The sequence below is a fragment of the Burkholderia sp. AU33423 genome (assembly GCF_002223135.1).
Classification (GTDB): Bacteria; Pseudomonadota; Gammaproteobacteria; order Burkholderiales; family Burkholderiaceae; genus Burkholderia; species Burkholderia lata_D.
Genome location: NZ_NKFH01000007.1, coordinates 1,521,853 through 1,542,296, shown reverse-complemented (window position 1 = coordinate 1,542,296; position 20,444 = coordinate 1,521,853). Strand labels below are relative to the sequence as shown.

The 20,444-nt window shown below is 68.2% G+C and carries 21 protein-coding genes; 11 read left to right on the top strand and 10 right to left on the bottom strand.

Translation table 11 applies throughout. The features are described 5' to 3' along the window. Positions 1–58 precede the first annotated feature (58 nt). Positions 59–859: a helix-turn-helix transcriptional regulator gene (locus CFB50_RS25475; RefSeq protein ID WP_089447585.1), complete on the top strand. Its 801-nt coding sequence runs from the start codon at positions 59–61 to the stop codon at positions 857–859. A 138-nt stretch (positions 860–997) separates the two neighbouring features. Beyond that, on the top strand, positions 998–1,381 hold the full coding sequence (locus CFB50_RS25470; RefSeq protein ID WP_089447584.1) for a hypothetical protein: 384 nt from the start codon (positions 998–1,000) through the stop codon (positions 1,379–1,381). A 79-nt stretch (positions 1,382–1,460) separates the two neighbouring features. Here CFB50_RS25470 and CFB50_RS25465 read toward each other — a convergent pair whose 3' ends face one another. Next, positions 1,461–1,766: a panthothenate synthetase gene (locus tag CFB50_RS25465; protein WP_089447583.1), complete on the bottom strand. Its 306-nt coding sequence runs from the start codon at positions 1,764–1,766 to the stop codon at positions 1,461–1,463. A gap of 231 nt (positions 1,767–1,997) precedes the next feature. Next, positions 1,998–3,428, bottom strand: coding sequence for a cytochrome P450 (locus CFB50_RS25460; RefSeq protein WP_089448415.1), 1,431 nt, complete (start codon positions 3,426–3,428; stop codon positions 1,998–2,000). A gap of 87 nt (positions 3,429–3,515) precedes the next feature. Here CFB50_RS25460 and CFB50_RS25455 point away from each other — a divergent pair, with 87 nt between their 5' ends. From CFB50_RS25455 to CFB50_RS25435, 5 genes are all read left to right on the top strand, one after another. Next, positions 3,516–4,451 carry a helix-turn-helix transcriptional regulator gene (locus CFB50_RS25455; RefSeq protein ID WP_089447582.1) on the top strand — a complete coding sequence of 312 codons (936 nt, stop codon included), beginning with the start codon at positions 3,516–3,518 and terminating at the stop codon, positions 4,449–4,451. Between the two features lie 139 nt (positions 4,452–4,590). Continuing rightward, a complete protein-coding gene (locus tag CFB50_RS25450) occupies positions 4,591–5,475 on the top strand; it encodes a LysR substrate-binding domain-containing protein (protein ID WP_089447581.1) in 885 nt (294 codons plus the stop codon). A gap of 182 nt (positions 5,476–5,657) precedes the next feature. Next, the gene (locus CFB50_RS25445; RefSeq protein WP_089447580.1) at positions 5,658–6,590 is read left to right on the top strand and encodes an AEC family transporter; all 933 of its coding nucleotides are present in this window, start codon (positions 5,658–5,660) and stop codon (positions 6,588–6,590) included. A gap of 125 nt (positions 6,591–6,715) precedes the next feature. After that, positions 6,716–7,651: a DMT family transporter gene (locus tag CFB50_RS25440; protein WP_089447579.1), complete on the top strand. Its 936-nt coding sequence runs from the start codon at positions 6,716–6,718 to the stop codon at positions 7,649–7,651. Between the two features lie 286 nt (positions 7,652–7,937). Further along, entirely contained in the window at positions 7,938–8,312 is a 375-nt protein-coding gene (locus CFB50_RS25435) for a COG4315 family predicted lipoprotein (protein WP_089447578.1), read from the top strand. Between the two features lie 111 nt (positions 8,313–8,423). Here CFB50_RS25435 and CFB50_RS25430 read toward each other — a convergent pair whose 3' ends face one another. Next, positions 8,424–9,941 carry a CoA-acylating methylmalonate-semialdehyde dehydrogenase gene (locus tag CFB50_RS25430; protein ID WP_089447577.1) on the bottom strand — a complete coding sequence of 506 codons (1,518 nt, stop codon included), beginning with the start codon at positions 9,939–9,941 and terminating at the stop codon, positions 8,424–8,426. A gap of 51 nt (positions 9,942–9,992) precedes the next feature. Further along, positions 9,993–11,348: an aspartate aminotransferase family protein gene (locus CFB50_RS25425; RefSeq protein WP_089447576.1), complete on the bottom strand. Its 1,356-nt coding sequence runs from the start codon at positions 11,346–11,348 to the stop codon at positions 9,993–9,995. 105 nt (positions 11,349–11,453) lie between these two features. Here CFB50_RS25425 and CFB50_RS25420 point away from each other — a divergent pair, with 105 nt between their 5' ends. Beyond that, entirely contained in the window at positions 11,454–12,404 is a 951-nt protein-coding gene (locus CFB50_RS25420; RefSeq protein WP_071332648.1) for a LysR family transcriptional regulator, read from the top strand. Positions 12,405–12,494: 90 nt separating this feature from the next. Here CFB50_RS25420 and CFB50_RS25415 read toward each other — a convergent pair whose 3' ends face one another. Genes CFB50_RS25415 through CFB50_RS25405 form a run of 3 tightly spaced genes read right to left on the bottom strand, consistent with a single transcriptional unit; the run spans position 12,495 to position 14,573 of the window. Further along, positions 12,495–13,733 (bottom strand): MFS transporter, encoded by a 1,239-nt coding sequence (locus CFB50_RS25415; protein ID WP_089447575.1) that lies wholly within the window; start codon positions 13,731–13,733, stop codon positions 12,495–12,497. Continuing rightward, entirely contained in the window at positions 13,730–14,065 is a 336-nt protein-coding gene (locus CFB50_RS25410; protein ID WP_089447574.1) for a hypothetical protein, read from the bottom strand. Before CFB50_RS25410 ends, CFB50_RS25415 begins: the two co-directional genes overlap by 4 nt. Positions 14,066–14,102: 37 nt before the next feature. Further along, entirely contained in the window at positions 14,103–14,573 is a 471-nt protein-coding gene (locus CFB50_RS25405) for a MarR family winged helix-turn-helix transcriptional regulator (protein WP_089447573.1), read from the bottom strand. Positions 14,574–14,742: 169 nt separating this feature from the next. Between CFB50_RS25405 and CFB50_RS25400 the strand changes: the two genes are divergently transcribed. Further along, positions 14,743–15,234: a 2,4'-dihydroxyacetophenone dioxygenase family protein gene (locus tag CFB50_RS25400; RefSeq protein WP_089447572.1), complete on the top strand. Its 492-nt coding sequence runs from the start codon at positions 14,743–14,745 to the stop codon at positions 15,232–15,234. Between the two features lie 93 nt (positions 15,235–15,327). Here the strand turns inward: CFB50_RS25400 and CFB50_RS25395 are convergent, their stop codons facing one another. Next, positions 15,328–16,476, bottom strand: a complete 1,149-nt coding sequence (locus CFB50_RS25395) for an epoxide hydrolase family protein (protein WP_089447571.1) — start codon at positions 16,474–16,476, stop codon at positions 15,328–15,330. A 76-nt stretch (positions 16,477–16,552) separates the two neighbouring features. After that, on the bottom strand, positions 16,553–17,512 hold the full coding sequence (locus tag CFB50_RS25390; protein ID WP_089447570.1) for a GlxA family transcriptional regulator: 960 nt from the start codon (positions 17,510–17,512) through the stop codon (positions 16,553–16,555). A 135-nt stretch (positions 17,513–17,647) separates the two neighbouring features. Here CFB50_RS25390 and CFB50_RS25385 point away from each other — a divergent pair, with 135 nt between their 5' ends. Then, complete coding sequence (locus CFB50_RS25385) at positions 17,648–18,448, top strand: SDR family NAD(P)-dependent oxidoreductase (RefSeq protein WP_089447569.1); 801 nt, start codon at positions 17,648–17,650, stop codon at positions 18,446–18,448. 265 nt (positions 18,449–18,713) lie between these two features. Then, positions 18,714–19,010, top strand: a complete 297-nt coding sequence (locus CFB50_RS25380) for a hypothetical protein (protein WP_089447568.1) — start codon at positions 18,714–18,716, stop codon at positions 19,008–19,010. A gap of 21 nt (positions 19,011–19,031) precedes the next feature. On the opposite strand, the gene CFB50_RS25375 is transcribed toward CFB50_RS25380, so the two are convergent. Continuing rightward, positions 19,032–20,372 (bottom strand): MFS transporter, encoded by a 1,341-nt coding sequence (locus tag CFB50_RS25375; RefSeq protein ID WP_089447567.1) that lies wholly within the window; start codon positions 20,370–20,372, stop codon positions 19,032–19,034. Between the last annotated feature and the right edge of the window lie 72 nt (positions 20,373–20,444).

Here is a 20,444-nt window from a genome sequence, read left to right as displayed (position 1 = left end):
AGGAAGCCAATTTCAGGACCGCTATTCCCCCTTCGTGTTACGCCCTTCCGGTGGTGGTATGGATCGTCTCTTTTCCGAAATCGCGATGCACCAGGCGCTCGGCCGCGCAATCGATCATCTCGGCCAGCCACGTTTCTGGCGGTTCCTGGTGCTGCTGCTCAATGAAATGGTGCCGTTCGACAATGCGCTCGCGACCGCGATCGGCCGCGACGGCGTGCCGCTCGTGCTCGACGAATACGACACGGGCGGCACCGACGCCGCGTCGCCCGTGCCGCTCTACCTGAACGGCGTGTATCTGCTCGACCCGTTCCTGCAGGCCGCGCACGACGGGCTCGCCGACGGCTGCTACCGGCTCGAGGAAGTCGCGCCCGACCTGTTCCGGCAGAGCGAATATTTCCTGAGCTACTTCCGCGATGCAGTCGGCGACGACGAGATCCAGATCCTCGTGCGACCCAACGCCGACATGCTGCTGTCGCTGTCGCTCGGTGCAGGCACGCGGTTCGACGTCGAGCCGCTCGGCAAGTTGACGGCCGCGATGCCGTGGGTGCTCGCGGCGATCCGGCAGCACTGGCGGCTGGTGGGCGACGCGGCGCGCACAACGCCCGACGCCGATCTCAGTGCGCGGGTCGAGCAGGCGCTTGCCCGCTTCGGCGCGGGCGTGCTGACCGATCGCGAGATGTCGATCGCGAGAATGGTGCTGCGCGGCAATTCGTCGAAGGCGATTGCCGAGCGGCTCGCGATATCCCCCGAAACGGTGAAGGTGCACCGGCGGCACCTGTACGCGAAGCTCGGGATTTCGTCGCAGCCGGAGCTGTTTTCGCGCTTCATCCAGGCGCTGGGGGAAGACGCGGCCGGATGACGGCATCGGTGCCGGCGGATGGCAACCGGCGTGGAATCGGGCACACTCCGGGACGCGCCGCGCGCCTCGCTCATCCGGTGACGCCGATACGGATATGCCGTCGACAACAAGATTGCCCAAAAACAGGAATTCCGATTCATGTCGCTCATTCCGATCGTGGGACTTGGCTGGCTGTTTCTGTGTGCGATCAGCGCCGCATCGCTCGTGATCGTGCCGCCCGTGGTGCTGGTCGCGTGCCTGATGGGGAAAGACGCCTGGTCGCTCCTGACCCGCGGCCGGCTGCAGTTCGCGTTCCTGGCCTACCTGGGTTCCGCGCCGGTGCCGGCGGTCTTCACGTTCCTGCTGGAAATCGGCGCCACGGCCGGGAATCACGGCGGCACGGCGTCCGACAGCCTGCGCCAATGGAACGAACGGTTCTTTTTCGTGTTCGTCGCCGCGGCGGCATTGAGCGGCCTGCTGTTGCTCTTGCGACCGAAAGACAGGAATGCGGCGAACGTCGAACCACCGCAGCCTGCGCGATAGCCGCGCGCGCGAACGCCGCGTCATGCCGCCTGCCCGGTTCTCGAGCAGGGGCATCGTCATGCGCTGATTCCGGCTGCTTCTACTTCCATTTCGCGCCGATCTGCGCGAGCCCGGCGTTCTTGAGATCGTCCGGCAACATCACCACGCGGAACTCGCAGTCCGCATTCAGCATCAGGAACCACGGCTCCGCGAGCGCCGGGATCTGCGACGGATCATTCAGGTCGACGATCACGACCGCCCCGCGCCCGCCGTTCTGCTCCGTGAAATACACGGCCTCCGGCTTGACCGCTTCGAGTATTCGCCCGATCACGTCGCCGACGCTGCCGTCGCGCACCAGCGTGTTGAACGGCTCGTGAGGGATTCGTATGTTGAGAAGCATGCGCATGACCTTCCTCCTTGGGCTCCGCCCGACTTGGGCCCTTCAAGCATAGGTGCTGCGCGATGCCGCGCCAGTCGCGCTGAACGCAGCGGCCGGCACGCATTCATATTCCGACGATTCGATTTCGTTGCGTGTCGCGAACGGCAAGCGTTCGCGACACGCGAATCAGCCGAGCCTGCCGTCGCGTTCGATGTGTCGTCGACTCAGCGGCCCGCTCGCCCGGCCGCGCCGTCCGCCTCACGCGGAACGCCCATCCGCCACCGGCGCGATCGCGAGATGCAGCGGCCGGTCGGGCCGCAGCGTCACGTTCAGCACCGGCCGCGGCGGCTTCATGCCAGGGGGCGCCGACAATGCGTAGCGCTGCAGGATCATCGCCGCGACGACCGTCATTTCCGTCATCGCCAGATGCTGCCCGAGACACACGCGCGGGCCCGTGCCGAACGGCATGTAGCTTCCGCGCGGCGCAGCCGGCGCGTCGTCCGCAAAACGCTCGGGACGAAACACGTCGGGCGCGTCGAACCATCGCGCATCGCGCTGCATGAGTTGCAGCGGCAGCATGAACAGCGTCCGCGCGGGAAACTGCCACGGCCCCAGCACGATCGGCCGCGACGCGCGGCGGCTGATCAGGATCGGCGCGGACGGATACAGGCGCAGCGTTTCCTCGAGCGTGTGCGTCAGGTAGCGTAACGACGATCGCGTCTCGGCGGACGGTGCGCAACCGCCCAGCACGCGCGACACTTCATCGCGCGCGGCGGCCTGCGCCGCCGGGTTCGTCGCCATGCACCACGCCCACCAGGTCAGTGCCCCGGCCGTCGTCTCGTGGCCCGCGAGGAACGCGGTCATGCATTCGTCGTGCACGGCCTGCAGCGGCCATCGCCGCGCGTCGTCCCGATGCAGCCGCAACAGGCGCGACAGCAGATCGTCGGGCCACGCGTGCGTCGGCAGGCCGAGACGCGCATGCAGTTGCCGGTCGATCAGCCCGTTCAGCACGGCCATCGCCCGCGCCTTGCCGCGCTTCCACGGCACCCAGTCCGGCGTGCTCGCCGGCCAGTAAAAATCGGCGTTGGCCGCCGCGCTCACCACGCGCACGGCTTCCTCGGCCGCACGTGCATCGTCGCCGATCGCATCGGAGAACATCGTGCGCATGATCACGTCCATCGCCAGCGACGTCAGCGCGCTTTCGATCGGCCAGTCCGGATCGTGCGCGGGCCACTGCGCGAGCGCATGTCCGGCCGTCGCCGCGATCGACGGCACGAACGTCTGCACCGCCTTCGGCATGAAATTCGGCTGCAACGCCTGCCGCTTGTCGCGCCACGCATCGCCTTCGGCGATCAGCACGCTATGGCCGTGGACCTCAGCAAACACGCGGACGGCACGCTCCCAGCGCCCGAGCGCATCGTGATGCGTGACCAGGAGTTCGCGCACGAGCGCGGGATCGGTCACGACCACCGCATGCTCGGGCCACATTCGCAAGTGCATGACATCACCGTATTCGCGCTGCCAGCCGGCCAGCGTGCCGAGCAGGTCGCGCGACATCGCGCGCAACAGACCCCAACCCGTCAGGCCGGCAGGCGGCCCCGGCGGCCATACGCCGGGCGGGTGAAGCACGGGCGCCGAAGCCGCGGCGTCCGTACGGAATGGACATGAGGATGTGGATCGCGTGTTCATGGGACGGATTGTCCGCACCGGCATGCCGGCGGTCTTGAACGCAAACGACATCGACACGCGTCGGGCCGCTCCCTATACTCCATCGTCATGTTCCCCGACCCGTCATCGATCCCGCTGTCGTGCCCCGATCCGCTGGCACGCGCCCCTCGCGCGCCGAGCGACGGGCGGTCGCCGCATGGACGGCTGTACCCCGCGCCGGCTGCCCTGCAGGGCGCGGTGGTCGCGATCGTGTTGCACGACACGCGCGGGGTCGCATTGAGCGACGCGCAGCGGCTCTCGCATTTTCCGGCCACGCCGCTCGTGTGCGTGTCGTGGTATCGGGATCTCGACATGGGCTTCGTCGAACACGCGTCCGACGGGCCCCGGTGGCGCCCCTTCGGTGCCGCGGCGACGCTGTCGGGCAGCCATTCGGCCCCTACCGTGGCCTGGGCGCCGACGGGCGGACGGATCGGCATGCTCTGCTTCACCGCCGATGCGGCGCGGGCGCTGTTCGGCATCGCGCTGGCGGACATCCACGACCGCGTGCTCGATGCACATGCGTGCCTCGGCCACGACTGGCACCCGCTGCTCGATGCGCTGGTCGGCGCGGAACGCGATGCCGATGCGCTGGCGGCGATCGAGCATCATCTTGCGCCGCGCTGGCAGGCGTTACGGCCCTCTACGCCGCTGTCGTCGCTCCGCAACGCGGGGCGGAGTTGGGTCGAGCGCCTCGCCCTGCAGGCGCGCGAATGGCGGCATACCCACAGCCCACGCCAGGTCGAGCGGCGTATCAAGACCTACAGCGGCCGATCGCTGCGCGAATGGCAAACGCTCGTCAGGACGGAAAGCGCGTTCTTCGCGGCGCGCGACCGGTACGAAGCCGGCGCCGACTTCAACTGGGCCACGCTGGCGCTGGACGAAGGGTTCGCCGACCAGGCGCACCTGAGCCGCGAGGTCAAGCGCATCACCGGTTTCTCGCCGAGCGAATTCACGCAACGCTTCATCGAGGACGAATCGTTCTGGATGTACCGGCTGTGGGTGTGACGCGACGGCGATCGCGCGTCGATCGCCGTTGCCCTGCCGGTTCCTGATTGTCCGTTCCGACCCGCACGGGCATGATGGGCGCGGACCCTCCGCATGCCTGTCGTCCGCTGTCCCTCCCGCCTCTCACGTGACTTCACCCATGTCATTACGCGCATTCAGAACGCTGGTCGCCATCGCCCGATACCGTACATTCGCGCGCGCCGGCGAAGCCATCGGCCTCACGCAATCGGCGGTGAGCCTGCAGATCAAGACGCTCGAAAGCGAATACAACGTGCAGTTGTTCGATCGCTCGCGCCGCCAGCCGGTGCTCACCGAGGCCGGCAACATCCTGCTGGCGCAGGCCGAGCAGGTGCTCGCGCTGGTCGACCGGATTCCCGATGCGCTCAGCGACGAGAAGAAGCTGGCCGGCCGCCTGCGGATCGGCGCGATCCAGACCGCGCTGTCCGGGCCGCTGCCCGACGCGCTGCTCGCGCTGCGCGCGGCGCACCCGGGGCTGCGCGTGCACGTGTCGGCCGGGATGTCGGCCGAACTGGCGAACCGCGTCGCGGCCGGCGAACTCGATGCGGCGATCACGACGCGCCCCGTGCGCCCGCATCCGGCGGAACTGACGTGGACCACGCTGTACGAGGATCGCTTCTGGCTGCTCGCGCCGCCCGACCATGCGGAACGCGATGCGGTCACATTGCTCGATTCGCTGCCGTTCATCCGCTTCGATGCGCAGGCATGGGCCGGCCGCATGATCGCCGCCGAGCTGCGCCGCATCGGCGTGCGCGTGCGCGAGGAGATGGTGCTGGACAGCGCGGAAACGATCGCGCGCATGGTCGCGAGAGGGCTCGGCGCGGCGATCGTCGCGCTCCCCGATTCAACGCTCGCGCGGCTGCCGCCCGTCACGCGCTTGCCGTTCGGCCAGCCGCAGATGGGGCGCGCGGTCGTCCTGCTCGAACACCAGTCGCGTCCGGCCGAACGTTTCGCGCGTGCGCTGGCCGCCGAAGTCACCGCGTCATCGATGAGAATTTCTCATTGAACACCCGATAATTAACCATTATTCCTGTTGCTTTCGCGTGTTAACTTGGCGGCATCGTCACTCCTTCGATTGCGTGTCGCCATGTTGCCCGCCGGATGGATTCCCGCCTCGTTCTGCCGCTTTGCGTGCCTGTCGCTCACGGTAGCCCGCACCGCCAGCACGGCTCGCGTGAAGGCGCGTCGATGATCGGCCCGGTCCTGCTCGCGCTGGCGCCGGTTGCACTGCTGGTCGCGTTCGGTCACGGCCTGCGGCGCACGGGCTTCATCGGCGACGCGTTCTGGCCGCAGGCGGAGCGGCTGTGCTACTACGTGCTGCTGCCCGCGCTGTTCGCGGACGGCCTCGCGAACGCTCGGCTGCAATCACTGCCCGTTTTACCGCTCGCGGCGGCGCTGGTCGGTTCGACCGCACTCGCCGCGGCGCTTCTCCTGCTGGTCCGCCGGTTCGTGCGGGTCGACGGCGCCGGCTTCACGTCGGTATTCCAGGGCGCCGTGCGCTTCAACAACTATGTCGGCACCGCGCTCGCGGCCGGCCTGTTCGGCGCACAAGGCATCGCGCTCGCGGCCGTATGCGTCGCGGCGATCGTCCCGACCGTCAATCTGATGTGCGTGCTCGTGTTCGCGCGCTACGGCGACACGCGGCTCGGCGCGGCGGCGCTCGCGCGCCAGATCCTGTCGAATCCGCTCGTCGTCGCGTGCGCGCTCGGAATCGCGATGCAGGCCGGCGGCGTCACGTTCCCGGCGGCCGTCGAGCCGGCCGTGCGCGCGCTCGGCGTCGCGTCGATGCCGCTCGGCCTGCTGTGCGTCGGCGCGGCGCTGCAATTCGATGCGGCGCGGGCGTGGCTGCAGCCGGTGTGCGTCGCGTCGGCGTTCAAGTTCATGGCGATGCCGCTCATCACGCTCGCCGCCGGCCGCCTGTTCGGGCTCGGCGATGCCGCGCTGACGGTCGCGCTGCTGTTCCAGACGCTGCCGACATCGTCGGCGTCCTACATCATGGCGCGCCAGCTCGGCGGCGACGCGCCGCTGATGGCCGGCATCACCGCGTTCCAGACGGTCGCCGCGGCGTTCGCGATGCCGGTCGTGCTGACCGCGCTCGCGTCGGCGCCCGTGTTTCGCTGACGACGCAGCGCCGCTCCCATTCCCCTGAATCCGGCCTGCCAGCCGGCCATCGCGCGATTCGGCATCGTCTGCCGCGCGCGGTCGCTCACGCGTTGCCGCAGGCGCTCACCGAGATACTCCGTCACATGAACGCTCCCGCCCCGCCCGCCGCCCTCGTCGCCACCCGGCCGCACGCGGCCATCTACGTGAAGCTCACTCTCGTCGCGCTGTTCTGGGGCGGCACGTTCATCGCGGGCCGGATCCTCGCCGCGACGATGTCCGCGACCGCCGCGGCCACCGGCCGCTTCGCGATCGCCGCGCTGCTGCTGGTCGTGCTGACGTGGAAGATCGAAGGCGGGCTGCCGAAGCTGAGCGGCCGCCAGATCCTGACGACCTTCGGGCTCGGCGCGACCGGCATCTTCCTGTACAACGTGTGCTTTTTCGCGGCGCTGACGCGGATGCCGGCGGGGCGCACCGCGCTGTTCGTCGCGCTGAACCCGGTGGCCACCGCCGTGCTGCTGTCGATCGTCGTGCGCGGGGAGCGCCTGTCGCTGTCGCGCCGGGCAGGCATCGCCATCGCACTGTTCGGCGCGCTGGTCGTGATCAGCCGCGGCGATTTGCTGCGGGTGCTGACCGATCTCGGCAACACGTTCGGCGCAGGCGAACGCTTCATGCTGTGCGCGGTGCTGAGCTGGGCCGCCTATACCGTGATCGGCCGGTGCGCGCTCGACGGGCTGTCGCCGCTCGCGGCCACGACGTATGCGGCGCTGTGGGGCCTCGCGCTGCTGATCGTCGCGCACCTGTTCGGCTCGCCCGCCGACAGCGGTACGCCGCTGACGTGGCAGGCCGCCGCGTCGATGCTCTATCTCGGCGCGATCGGCACGGTGGTCGCGTTCGTCTGGTATTCGCAGGGGATCCGCGAACTCGGGCCGGCCCGCGCGGCCGTGTTCACCAACCTGGTGCCCGTGTTCGGCGTGCTGCTGTCGGTCGCGCTGCTCGGCGAGCCGTTGTCGCCGTCGATGCTGGCCGGCGGTGCGCTCGTGATCGCGGGCGTCGCGTTGACCAACCGTGCGAGGCGCTGACGCATTGGCGTGCGTACCTCGCGCCTAAGGGGACGGATGCAAATTCCGGAGCCGGAGCATGACGGCCGTGGTGTAACACCCACGCGCGGCCGATGCGCCCCCCGATGTTCTCGCAGCCCCGCCAAAAACCGCCTATCGTGAATGGAGCGCCCCGTTCATCGCCACTCGACCCTGCGTCGCTCGCACCGGCGGTAACGGCACCGCGTTCCGGCACCATTCATCGCGATCCTGGCGCACGCTCGCCCGTGCACGATCGCGGCCGCCCACCGGATTACAGGAGGCCCTCATGAAAGCCGCGCTGCTCGTCAGCTCCGCCCTGCTCGCCATTGCATCCGCTTCGGCGTCGGCCCAAGGCTCGATCACGAAAGTCGAAAACGGCGCGCTCGTCGCCGCAAACGGGATGACCGTCTACACATTCGACCAGGACAAGCCCAACGCCGGCACCAGCGCCTGCACCGGCCAATGCGAATCCTTCTGGCCGCCCTACAAGGCCAGTGCGACCGATGTCCCGGTCGGCCCCTACACGCTCATCAAGCGCGATGACGGCAGCCCGCAATGGGCGTACAAGGGCAAGCCGCTGTACTTCTTCTCGAAGGACATGAAACAGGGCGACCGCAACGGCGACAACTTCAAGAACATGTGGCACGTGGTGGCGCCGTAAGCGTTCTGCTGCCTTCCGCCCCCTCCGCGCGGCCATGAAAAAGCCCGTTCCGATCGTCGATCGAAGCGGGCCTTTGCCCGTCATGCCGGCTGCAGGCAGCCGGCATGCGCGTCAGCGGTTCGACGGAAAGCTGAACACGGTGCCTTCGCGCACGCCGGCCGACGGCCAGCGCTGCGTGATCGTCTTGCGCTTCGTGTAGAAGCGCACGGCGTCCGGGCCGTACGCGTGCAGATCGCCGAACAGCGAACGCTTCCAGCCGCCGAACGAGTGGTACGCAACCGGCACCGGCAGCGGCACGTTGATGCCGACCATGCCGATCTGGATGTTGTCGCTGAAGTAGCGGGCGGCCTCGCCGTCGCGCGTGAACAGGCACGTGCCGTTGCCGTACTCGTGCGCGTCGATCAGCGCCATCGCCTCGTCGAGCGACTTCAGGCGGATCACGCCGAGCACGGGCCCGAAGATCTCGTGCTGGTAGATCGGCATGCCGGGCTTCACGTTGTCGAACAGGCACGGACCGAGGTAGTAACCGCCGTCGTGACCGTCGACCTTCACGCTGCGGCCGTCGACGACGAGCGTCGCGCCCGCTTCCACGCCTGCTTCGACGAAGCCCGTCACCTTCTCGAAATGCTGCTGCGTGACGAGCGGGCCCATGTCGACGCCCGCGCCGTTGCCCGGGCCGACCTTCATCTTCTCGATCTCGGCCTTCAGGCCCGCGACGACCTGGTCGCCCGTCTCGTCGCCGATCGCGACGACCAGCGGAATCGCCATGCAGCGCTCGCCGCACGAACCGTACGCGGCGCCCATCAGCGCGTTCACCGCGTTGCCGATGTCGGCGTCCGGCATCACGACCGCGAAGTTCTTCGCGCCGCCGAGCGCCTGCACGCGCTTGCCGTGCGCGCAGCCGGTCGAGTAAATGTATTCGGCGATCGGCGTCGAGCCGACGAAGCTCACCGCCTTCACGCGCGAGTCGGTCAGCAGCGTGTCGACCGCTTCCTTGTCGCCGTTCACGACGTTCAGCACGCCCGGCGGCAGGCCCGCTTCGAGCGCGAGCTCGGCCATGCGCAACGTCGACGACGGCGTACGCTCAGACGGCTTCAGCACGAACGTGTTGCCGCACGCGACGGCCATCGGCCACATCCACAGCGGCACCATCACCGGGAAGTTGAACGGCGTGATGCCGGCCGCGACGCCCAGCGCCTGGAACTCGCTCCACGAATCGATCGCGGGGCCGACGTTCTTGCTGTGCTCGCCCTTCAGCAGTTCCGGCACGTAGGTCGCATATTCGACGTTCTCGATCCCGCGCTGCAGTTCGCCCATCGCATCGGCGAGCACCTTGCCGTGCTCGGCCGTGATCAGCGCGCACAGCTCGTCGGCGTGTTCCTCGAGCAGCGTCTTGAAGCGGCTCATCACGCGGGCGCGCTTCAGCGGCGGCGTGTTGCGCCAGGCCGGGAACGCGGCCTGCGCGGACGCGATCGCGGCTTCGACGGTCAGCTTGTCGGCGAGCGCGACGCTCTTGTGCGATTCGCCGGTGGCCGGGTCGAACACCGGCTGGACGCGGCTGCCGCCGTCGACGCGCTTGCCGTCGATCAGGTGGCCGACGGTGGAAGTTACGTTGCTGTCGTGTTTCATCTCGTTCAGGCTCTTTCGTGAATTCGGTTATCGCTCAGGGCAAGCCGCGGCTCAGTCCACTTCGTTCAGTGCATCGGACAGCGCGTTGACCAGGTTGTCGATCTCGCGCTTCTCCGAGATGAACGGGGGCGCCAGCTGGATCGTGTCGCCGCCGTAGCGCACGTAGAAGCCCTTCGCCCAGCAGCGCATCGCGATCTCGTACGGGCGCCGTGCCGGCTCGCCCGGCAGCGCCGCGATCGTCAGGCCGGCCGCCAGCCCGTAGTTGCGGATGTCGGTGATGTGGCGCTGGCCCTTCAGCCCGTGCACCGCGGCCTCGAAATGCGGCGCGAGATCGCGCACGCGGGCCACCGCGTCCTCCTTCACCAGCAGGTCGAGCGCCGCGACGCCGGCCGCGCAGGCCACCGGATGCGCCGAATACGTGTAGCCGTGCGGGAACTCGAGCATGTACTCGGGGCCGCCCGCGGCCATGAACGTGTTGTAGATTTCCTTCGTCGCGATCACGCCGCCGAGCGGCTGCACGCCGTTCGTGACCTGCTTCGCGAAGTTCAGGATGTCCGGCACCACGCCGAATGCGTCGGCACCCGTCATCGCGCCGGCCCGGCCGAAGCCCGTGATGACTTCGTCGAAAATCAGCAGGATGTCGTGCGCGGTACAGATGTCGCGCAGGCGCTTCAGATAGCCCTTCGGCGGCACGACCACGCCCGCCGAACCGGAGAACGGCTCGACGATCACGGCCGCGATGTTCGATGCATCGTGCAGCGCGATCAGCTCGAGCAGCCGGTCGGCCAGCTCGGCACCGTGCTCGGGCATCCCGCGCGAGAACTTGTTTTCAGCCAGTTGCGTGTGCGGCAGGAAGTCGGCGTCGAGGCCCTGGCCGAACAGCTTGCGGTTCGGCCCGATCCCGCCGACCGAGATGCCGCCGAAGTTCACACCGTGATAGCCCTTCTCGCGGCCGATCAGGCGCGTCTTCGTGCCCTTGCCCTTCGCGCGCCAGTAAGCGCGGGCCAGCTTCAGCGACGTATCGGCCGCTTCCGAACCCGAACCCGTGAAGAACACGTAGTCGAGGCCGGCCGGCGTCAGGTCCTTGATCTTGTTCGCGAGCTCGAACGATTTCGGATGGCCGAACTGGAACGCCGGCGCGTAGTCGAGCTGCGCGACCTGGCGGCTCACGGCTTCGACGATTTCCGTGCGGCCATGACCGAGGCCCGTGCACCAGAGACCCGACAGGCCGTCGAAGATCTTGCGGCCTTCGGCGTCCGTGTAATACGCGCCATTGCCCGACACGATCATGCGCGGATCGGCCTTGAACTGGCGGTTGGCCGTGAACGGCATCCAGTGCGCGTCGAGCCACGCGGCATCGGTGCGGAGGTTGGTTTCGTCCTGCTGGGCGGTGGTGATGTCGGTCATGTCGGTCGGCGCGTGGCGCCCCTCCTCCTTATGTTGATATTGCACATTGTCGGGAGGCCAATTAGTCTTTTGAATATCGCAATATCAATGTTCACTTGCGCATTTATGCAAGCAAAGAAACCGAAGAGTCGCGCGCTGCTCGGGCAGCTCAGCGACATGGATCTCCGCCTGCTGCGGGTCTTCAAGGGCGTCGTGCAGTGCGGCGGGATGGCCGCGGCCGAACTGGAACTGAATATCGGCATCTCGACGATCAGCCGGCACGTGAAGGATCTGGAAACGCGCCTCGGCCTCGTGCTGTGCCGGCGCGGCCGCGCGGGCTTCACGCTGACGCCCGAGGGTCAGACGGTGTACGAGGAGACGTTGCGGCTGCTCGCGTCGATGGAAGCATTTCGCAGCAGGATCGACGGCATTCACGACCGGATGGGCGGCGAACTGCACATCGCGGTATTCGACAAGACGGCCACCAACGCGAACGCGCGGCTCGGCGACGCGATCCGCCAGTTCGCCGACGAAGCGCCCGACGTCGCGCTGAACCTGCATGTCGCGTCGATCAACGAGGTCGAGCGCGGGATCATCGACGGCAGCTATCAGGTCGGGATCATTCCCGCGCACCGCAACTCGGGCAGCCTCGTGTATTCGGAGCTGTTCGACGAACGGATGCTGCTCTACTGCGGCCGCCAGCATCCGCTCTACGATGCGCCGCACGGCAAGCTCACGTGGACGACGATCGGCAACCATGCGTTCGCGGGCCTCGGCTTCCATTCGCCGAACATGGAGCTGAGCCATCGCGCGAAGCTCACGCGCAGCGCGACCGCGTCGGACCAGGAGTCGATCGCGACGCTGATTCTGTCCGGCCGCTATCTCGGCTTCCTCCCCGACCATTACGCGGAAAGCTTCGAAAACAAGGGGCTGATGCAGCCGATCGCGCCGCACCGGTTCAATTACCGGTGCCGGTTCGTGAGCCTGCTGCGGCGCTCGCCGCGGCCGTCGCGGGCGGCGCTGCTGTTTCAGTCGTGTCTGGAAGCCGCGCATGCGGCGGCGCGGCCGGCGGCGTAGCGACCTTCGTGGCTGAACGGCTGAACGGCTGAACAGCTGAATGGCTGAATGGCTGAACGGTCGGGCAGCCTACGCCGACTTCACAGCCGGTCAGACATCCCCGCCCGTACCCGCCTGCGCACGCATCCGCCTCACGTAATGCGTCGCGACGAGCGCCGCGGCAAAACCGGACATCGCACCGACACCGAGCGCCCAGCGCGGACCGAGATGATTCGCGACCCAGCCGGCCACCGGCGCGCCGATCGGCGTGCCGCCGAGCGCCACCGCGAGACGCAGCGCCATCACGCGGCCACGCATCGCCGGCTCGGTCGACAGTTGCACCAGGCTGTTGGTCGAGTTCATGAAGGTGATCGCGGCGATCCCGGTCAGCACGAGCGCGGCGCCGAACAGCCAGTAGCCCGGCGCCAGCGCGGCCAGCGTGCAGCCGAGCCCGAACAGCGCCGCGCCGATCCACAGATGCCGGAAACGCGGCCGGTCGCGGCGCGCCGCGAGCAGCGCACCGGTAATCGTGCCGACGGCCATCATCGACGACAGCACGCCGAAGCCGCGCGCATCGACGTGAAACACGCTGGCCGCCATCGTCGAGATGAACAGCTGGAAATTGAGCCCGAACGTGCCGATCAGGAACAGCATCACGAGGATCGCCTTCAGGTCCGGGCGCTGCCACACGTAGCGGAATCCGTCGAGCAGGCTCCCGCGCGTGCGATCGGCCCGCGCATGCGCGCGCAGCTCGTCGGCACGCAGCATCGACAGCGACGCCAGCACCGCGACGAAGCTGAGCCCGTTGAGCAGGAACGCCCAGCCGGTGCCGACCGACGCGATGATGAAACCGGCCGCCGCCGGCCCGATCATCCGCGCGGCGTTGAACGACGTCGAGTTGAGCGCGACGGCGTTCGCCAGTTCCCGATCGGCGACCAGCTCGGCGACGAACGTCTGCCGCACCGGCGCATCGAACGCCGACGCGCACCCGAACAGAAACGCGAACAGATACACGTGCCACAGCTGCGCGACGCCGGTCACCGTCAGCAGCCCCAGCAAGAGCGCGAGCCCGCCCATCAGCGCCTGCGTCGCCATCAGCAGCTTGCGCTGGTCGAAACGGTCGGCCGCGTAACCGGTCCACGGCAGCAGCAGAAGCTGCGGGCCGAACTGCAGCGACATCACGATACCGACGGCCGACGCGTCGTGATGCGTGAGCTGCGTGAGGACGAGCCAGTCCTGCGCGGTGCGCTGGATCCACGTGCCGATGTTCGACACCAGCGAGCCGATCGCCCACACGCGATAGTTGAAGCTGCGAAGCGAGCGGAAGACGCCCGCCGCCGGCACGCTCATGGCCGCTCCCGGTCGGGCTCGTTGCCGCCGTGCAGTTCGCCGAAATGCCGCGCGAGGAACAGGCCGAGCGCAAGGATGCCGAGGCCGAGCGCCGCCGCGTCTGCTGTCACCCGGAGGTCGAAATCGCCGACGCGGCACACCAGCACGTAGGCAATCACGAGGTTCGCGACGCCCCACACGACATTCACGGTGGACGACGACAACCCGCGCCCGGGCGGATTCGCGAACGGGGTCTGGAACGGCTCGCCGCGCAATCCGCTGACGAGATGCGGCACGACGTTCGCGAAAAACGCGCCGCCGAAGAAATACGACACGAGATGCGGGAGGTTCATGGTCGGGTTGTCCTTTCGGCGAGCGGAGCGAGGCGGTTTACGGACGCGCCGGCTCCTGGAATTCGGCGAGCCGCTGCAGCAGTTTCACGGCCGACGCGAGCTCGGCCTGCTCGGCCTCCGACAGCTGCGCATGCAGCGCGCGGAACAGCCAGTCGTCCTTGGCCGCACGGTTGGCCTGCAGCACCTTGCGGAAAGCGGGCGTGAGCGCGATCAGCGTCTGCCGGCCGTCGGAGGGATCGGGCTCGCCGCTGACGGCGCCCAGCGTCTCGAGCGTCGCGACCGTCACGCGCATCGACTGCGGCCGCACGCTTTCGGCGCGCGCGAGCGCCGACACGGTCGCGGGGCCGTCGCGGTCGAGCCGCAACAGCACCGATTTCTGCGATGACGTGAGGTCGTTCGGGTGGATCTGCTCCCGCATCCGCCGCATCAGCTTGCCGACCGAGATGCGAAGTTCGCCGGCAAGGCCGGCCAGCGGGAGCGCTTCGGAGGGAGGCAATGGCGTCTTCATGAATTCAAGATAGCAGATATACAGTCAAACTGTACAGTTTAACTGTATATTTACGAGCTGTAAGGATCGCGTCGTCGCGTGCGCTCGAGCCGATGCGAAATGTCCCGTTCGGCTGGGCGAGCCGGCTCTGCGATAATGCGGGCTCCCCATTTCCGCTCCGCCGCCCGCCATGACGCAGCCGTCCGCCCCGCTCTCCACCGACCTGCCGCCGATCTCGTGCCTGCCCGGCGACGCGCTGCCGTGGCTGCCGATGAGCGCCGACCTGCCGGGGCTGGCGATCAAGTACCTGCACATCAATGCGGCCGAGGACACGCTGACCGCGCTGCTGAAGATGCCGGCCGGCGGCACGCTGCCGCGCCACCGTCATGAAGGCGAGGTGTTCGTCCATACGTTGCAGGGGGCGTGGCGCTACCGCGAATACGACTGGGTGGCGCACGCGGGCTCGACGGTGCTCGAACCGGCCGGCTCGGTGCATACGCCGGAAACGCTCGGCGCGCCGGGTGAGGCCGTGATCACGCTCAACGTGATGCGCGGCGATCTCGTGCTGCTCGACGACGGCGGCCGCGAGACCGCGCGCGAGAACTGCCGCGTCGCGCTGCTGCGCCAGCGCAAGCATGCGCGTACGGCGCCGGACGACGCCACGCCGTTCGTCACGCGGTAACGCAGGCGCCACCGTCGCGTCACGATCCGCGTGGCGCTCGCGCCCCCTGTCGACCGAATGGCCGCCGGTGCGCTTCGCCGGCCGACCCGATCGTTATCGAAAGCGCCGGAAAAATGTCCGGATATCGTCGGCCAGCCGGTCCGGCTCTTCCATCGCCGCGAAATGGCCGCCGCTCGGCATGTCGGTCCATTGCACCACGTCGAACACGCGTTCGAGCCAGCTGCGCGGCGGGCGGCTGATTTCCTTCGGAAAGCGCGCGAACGCGACGGGCACCGTCACGCGTTGCCCGGCCGCGAAGCGCATGGGCTGCAGCCGGTTTTCCCAATACATCTGCATGGATGAGCCGATGCAGCCGGTGAACCAGTAGAGCGAGATGCCGGTCAGCAGCGCATCGTGCGAAAACCGCCGTGCGACGTCGCCGTCGCAATCGCTCCATGCGCGGAATTTCTCGGCGATCCACGCGGCCAGTCCGGCCGGCGAATCGTTGAGCGCGACGGCCAGCGTCTGCGGCTTCGTCATGTGCATATGCGCGTATCCGCCTTCCAGCGCGGCCCACTCGCCGCGCTGCGTCACGAAGGCCCGTTCATCGTCGGTCAGCGGCACAGCCGCGTCGGTCGGAGGTTCGTAGCTGCCGGGCAGGTAGTTCAGATGGATGCCGTCCACCCGGTCGGCATGCCGCGCGCCGAGCGCGATCGACACGCCTGCGCCGAGATCGCCGCCTTGTGCGCCGAAGCGTCGATATCCGAGGCCGGACATCAACGCCGCCCAGCAGTCGGCGACCTGCCATGCCGACATGCCGGGTGCCGTTGGCGCGGGCGAGAACAGGAAGCCGGGCAGCGACGGTACGACGACATCGAATGCGTCGTCAGGATCGCCGCCGAATGCCGCCGGATCGCAGAGGCGATCGATCAGCGCGTCGAATTCGAACACGGAGCCCGGCCAGCCGTGCGTGATGACGAGCGGATAAGGTTTCGGTCCCGCCCCACGCCGATGGATGAAGTGCACGCGCTGCCCGCCTGCGTCCGCGACGAACTGCGGCAACCGGTTCAGCGCACGCTCCACCGCACGCCAGTCGAAGCGCTCGGCCCAGTACTCGGTCAGTTCGCTCAGCCACGCGCCGTCCACACCCTGCCGCCACGGCTCGGCGGGCGTGAGCATCGGCGGGCGACGGGCACGCAGGCGCCGGCGCAGGTCATCCAGCGCGTGATCGGGTATCGCAATGTCGAACGGCTCGGCGTGCATGGTGTCTCCTCACGAAGCGTGCCGGAGATTCTGCGCGATTTTTCCGACGCGCGCTGGCGTCTCGCGCCTGCGGGCATCAGCCCGCTTCCCGCTCGTCCGTACGCGCGTCGCGCCGCATCGCCTGCGGCGGGACGCCGAACCCGCGCACGAACGCCTCGCGCATGTGGCGGCGGTCGCGAAAGCCGTTTTCCTTCGCGATCACGTCGAGCGAATGACGGCTCTGCTCGATCATCAGTCGCGCCCCCTCCAGCCGCAGCCGCTCGATCGCCTTCGCCGGCGACTGCCCCGTTTCGAGCGTGAACACGCGGCTGAACTGGCGCGGGCTCAGGTGGACGGCTTCGGCAAGATCCTCGACGGTCAGTGCGCGACCGAGATTCTGCCGCACGTAGTTCAGCGCGTTCTGGATCCGGTCGGATTTCGGCGCGAGCTCCAGCATTTCCGAATGCTGCGACTGGCCGCCGGCGCGCCGCTGGTGCATCACGAGCTTGTGCGCGACCGACCGGGCGGCATCGGCGCCGAGATCCTTTTCCACCATTGCAAGCGCGAGGTCGAGGCCGGCCGTCATCCCGGCCGACGTCCAGATCGGGCCGTCGACGATGTAGATCCGGTCGTCCTCGACGCGTATCTCCGGATAGCACCGCTGCATGTCGCGGCCGAACGCCCAGTGCGTCGTCGCGCGGCGCTGTGCCAGCAACCCGGCTTCGGCCAGCACGAACGCGCCCGTGCAGATGCCGGCGATCCGCCGCGCGCGAGCGTTGGTACGGCGCAGGAACCTGACGACGCCGGCCGGCGCCGGCGAAGCGAGCGGATCGTTGACGCCCGCGACGATCCACGTATCGACGGCGATCCGCCCGCGCAGCGCGTGCGTGGCGACCGGCAGCCCGAGCGACGAGCGCACGTCGCCGCCGTCGACCGAATAGTTGGCCATCACGTAGAACGGCTCGCTCATGCCCATGTTCGCGTACTCGAACACCGATTGCGCGGCGAGCGCCATGATCTGGAAGCCGTCGCTGATCAGAAAGCCGATGCGGTGCATGTGGGTTCTCCCGTCCCGGGCGAGTAGGTCACCCGATGTCCTGAATCATACCCATCTACGTCATTTGTGTCGCAGCGATTCGAGACCAGAATGGCTTCACGCCATCCGGCCATTTCCATCGAAACGGAGCACATCATGACGCAAGCACATCGCGGTACCGCCCTCATTACCGGCGCCTCGTCGGGCATCGGCGCCGTCTACGCGGACCGCCTCGCGCGCCGCGGCTACGACCTGATCCTGGTCGCGCGCAACCGCGACCGGCTAGCCGCCCTCGCCGACCGCATCACGAACGACACGCAGCGCAGCGTCGAGATCATCGACGCCGACCTCAACGACCGCGCCGCACTCGCCGCCGTCGAGGCGAAACTGAAGCAGGATGCGAGCATCACGCTGCTCGTGAACAACGCGGGCATCGGCACGCATGCACCGCTGCTCGACAGCGACGTCGACGCGATGACGCGAATGATCGACCTCAACGTGACCGCGCTCACCCGCCTCACCTATGCGGCGGTGCCCGGTTTCGTCGCCCGCGGCAACGGCGCGGTGATCAACATTTCGTCGATCGTCGCGATCTCGCCGGAAACGCTGAACGGCGTGTACGGCGGCAGCAAGGCGTTCGTGCTCGCGTTCAGCCAGTCGCTGCATCACGAACTCGCCGACAAGGGCGTGCAGGTGCAGGCCGTGCTGCCCGGCGCGACCGCCACCGATTTCTGGCAGACGGGCGGCCTGCCGCTCGAGCACCTGCCGAAGGAAATCGTGATGTCGGCGACCGACATGGTCGACGCGGCGCTGGTCGGCTTCGATCGCGGCGAACTCGTGACGATTCCGTCGCTGCACGCGGTTGACGAATGGACCGCGTACGAGGCCGCGCGCCGCACGATGGCGCCGCACCTGTCGGCCGACACGCCCGCGCCGCGCTATTCGACGGCACGCTGAGCACGCGGCATCCCGCAGGTCGAAAGCAACCGGCACGTCACTCTCCGGAATGTGCCGCGGAACACGGTGATACGTGGCGCATCGCCCGTCATCATCCGAAGTTCCGCGGCACGTTTCCGGGCATCTGCGGATTGATGAATTCGCCTGCGGGAACGCACACCGGATTGTTTCCCGATCTGCCTGGCGTCCCGCTGCCCCGTTGCTCGACATATTCGGGACGGATCGTGTAGGCTGGCGCCCCTGCCCCTACACACCCCGACTCGCCATGGACAATGCCAAACGAACCGCGCGCATCGCGTCAGGTCTTCTCGTCGTCGCGCTCATCGAGCTGCTGGCGCTTCTGTTCGGCTACGGGTTCGCCAGTTCGATGGACGATCCGTACATGGGCGTTCGCGTGCTCATCACCGCGCTCTTCTGGGCGGCAGGCCTGTCGGTCATCGGGGTCATTGCGGCGATCGCGTGCCTGTCGATCGACCAGCAGGCACGCGGCGGCACGATTTACTGGGCGCTGGCGCTGCACGGCCTGATCGTCCTGCCCGGGCTGTTTCTGACCTTCCACTGAACCGCCCCGCCGCCGCCCGCGTCACGCCGATTCCGCACGCGGCACCGCCCGCACACCCAGCAGCATCGCGACCGCGCACGCGGCCAGCAGCGCCGCGATCATCAGCATCGCCGGGTCCATGCTGCCGGTTCGGGTGCGGATCAGCCCGACGAGCCACGGCGTGATCATGCCGCTCGACACGCCGATGCTGCTGATCAGCGCGATCCCGCCCGCCGCGCCCGCGCCGGAGAAATACGCGGACGGCACGGCCCAGAACACCGGATGCGCGGCGAAGATCAGCATCGCCGCGACCGACAGCAGCGCCATCATCGCGACGATGCTCGACAGGTGCAGCGTCAGCAGCGCGAGCGCCACCGCACCGCCGAACGCGCATGCGGCGAAGTGCCAGCGCCGTTCGCGCTTGCGATCGGAGCGCCGCGCGATCGCGATCAGGCCGGCCGCGCCGATCGCGTTCGGCACGACCGACAACAGGCTGATCTGCACAACGTCGTGAATGCCGAATTCGCGGATCATCAGCGGCATCCAGAACAGCAGCATCAGGAGCGCGGTGGTCAGCGAGAAATAGATGAACGCGAACAGGTACGTGCGCGGTTCGGCCAGCACCTGCCGCAGCGAATGCGGCGCCGGCGTATCGGCACCGGCGCGGTCGGCGGCAAGGTCGGTCGCGAGCCGCTGGCGGTCGGCCTCGGACAGCCAGCTCGCCTGCTCGGGACGATCGCACAGCCAGAACCAGGCAACCACGCCGAGCAGGATCGCGGGCGCGCCTTCGATCGCGAACATCCATTGCCAGCCGTGCAGCCCAAGCACGCCCGACATCCCGCGCATCAGCCAGCCCGACAGCAGCCCGCCGACCATCCCCGCCACGGCGACGCCCGCGTAGAAGATCGACAGCACCGACGCGCGCCGGCGTGCCGGATACCAGTACGTCAGGTAGAACACCACGCCCGGAAAGAACCCGGCCTCGAACAGCCCGAGCAGGAAACGCAGCACGTAGAAATGCTTCGCGCTGTCGACGGTGATCATCGCGACCGACACCGCGCCCCACAGGAACATGATCCGCGCAAACGTGCGGCGCGCGCCGAAGCGGCGCAGCAGCGCGTTGCTCGGCACCTCGAACAATACATAGCCGACGAAGAACAGCACCGCGCCGAGGCTGTACATCGCGTCGGTCAGGCCGAGGTCCTGCCGCATCTGCAACTGCGCGAAGCCGATGTTGCTGCGATCGAGGATCGATACGATGTAGCAGATGAACAGGAACGGCACGATTCGCGCGCCGATGCGGCGGTACAGCGCGTCGTCGTCCGTTGATGTGACACCGGACGCGACGGCACGCGCGGCGTCCGCTTGAACAGGGGCTGACATCGATCGTCTCCTCGATGGATTCAGGTACGGGGCTCACACGTCGTGCCAGTCGCCGCCGCCCGCGAGCGGCGA

Excerpts from the sequence above, each read along its gene's own strand:
- CFB50_RS25475 (WP_089447585.1), top strand. The coding sequence starts at position 59 with ATGGATCGTCTCTTTTCCGAAATCGCGATGCACCAGGCGCTCGGCCGC.
- CFB50_RS25470 (WP_089447584.1), top strand. The coding sequence starts at position 998 with ATGTCGCTCATTCCGATCGTGGGACTTGGCTGGCTGTTTCTGTGTGCG.
- CFB50_RS25465 (WP_089447583.1), bottom strand. The coding sequence starts at position 1,766 with ATGCGCATGCTTCTCAACATACGAATCCCTCACGAGCCGTTCAACACG.
- CFB50_RS25460 (WP_089448415.1), bottom strand. The coding sequence starts at position 3,428 with ATGAACACGCGATCCACATCCTCATGTCCATTCCGTACGGACGCCGCG.
- CFB50_RS25455 (WP_089447582.1), top strand. The coding sequence starts at position 3,516 with ATGTTCCCCGACCCGTCATCGATCCCGCTGTCGTGCCCCGATCCGCTG.
- CFB50_RS25450 (WP_089447581.1), top strand. The coding sequence starts at position 4,591 with ATGTCATTACGCGCATTCAGAACGCTGGTCGCCATCGCCCGATACCGT.
- CFB50_RS25445 (WP_089447580.1), top strand. The coding sequence starts at position 5,658 with ATGATCGGCCCGGTCCTGCTCGCGCTGGCGCCGGTTGCACTGCTGGTC.
- CFB50_RS25440 (WP_089447579.1), top strand. The coding sequence starts at position 6,716 with ATGAACGCTCCCGCCCCGCCCGCCGCCCTCGTCGCCACCCGGCCGCAC.
- CFB50_RS25435 (WP_089447578.1), top strand. The coding sequence starts at position 7,938 with ATGAAAGCCGCGCTGCTCGTCAGCTCCGCCCTGCTCGCCATTGCATCC.
- CFB50_RS25430 (WP_089447577.1), bottom strand. The coding sequence starts at position 9,941 with ATGAAACACGACAGCAACGTAACTTCCACCGTCGGCCACCTGATCGAC.
- CFB50_RS25425 (WP_089447576.1), bottom strand. The coding sequence starts at position 11,348 with ATGACCGACATCACCACCGCCCAGCAGGACGAAACCAACCTCCGCACC.
- CFB50_RS25420 (WP_071332648.1), top strand. The coding sequence starts at position 11,454 with ATGCAAGCAAAGAAACCGAAGAGTCGCGCGCTGCTCGGGCAGCTCAGC.
- CFB50_RS25415 (WP_089447575.1), bottom strand. The coding sequence starts at position 13,733 with ATGAGCGTGCCGGCGGCGGGCGTCTTCCGCTCGCTTCGCAGCTTCAAC.
- CFB50_RS25410 (WP_089447574.1), bottom strand. The coding sequence starts at position 14,065 with ATGAACCTCCCGCATCTCGTGTCGTATTTCTTCGGCGGCGCGTTTTTC.
- CFB50_RS25405 (WP_089447573.1), bottom strand. The coding sequence starts at position 14,573 with ATGAAGACGCCATTGCCTCCCTCCGAAGCGCTCCCGCTGGCCGGCCTT.
- CFB50_RS25400 (WP_089447572.1), top strand. The coding sequence starts at position 14,743 with ATGACGCAGCCGTCCGCCCCGCTCTCCACCGACCTGCCGCCGATCTCG.
- CFB50_RS25395 (WP_089447571.1), bottom strand. The coding sequence starts at position 16,476 with ATGCACGCCGAGCCGTTCGACATTGCGATACCCGATCACGCGCTGGAT.
- CFB50_RS25390 (WP_089447570.1), bottom strand. The coding sequence starts at position 17,512 with ATGCACCGCATCGGCTTTCTGATCAGCGACGGCTTCCAGATCATGGCG.
- CFB50_RS25385 (WP_089447569.1), top strand. The coding sequence starts at position 17,648 with ATGACGCAAGCACATCGCGGTACCGCCCTCATTACCGGCGCCTCGTCG.
- CFB50_RS25380 (WP_089447568.1), top strand. The coding sequence starts at position 18,714 with ATGGACAATGCCAAACGAACCGCGCGCATCGCGTCAGGTCTTCTCGTC.
- CFB50_RS25375 (WP_089447567.1), bottom strand. The coding sequence starts at position 20,372 with ATGTCAGCCCCTGTTCAAGCGGACGCCGCGCGTGCCGTCGCGTCCGGT.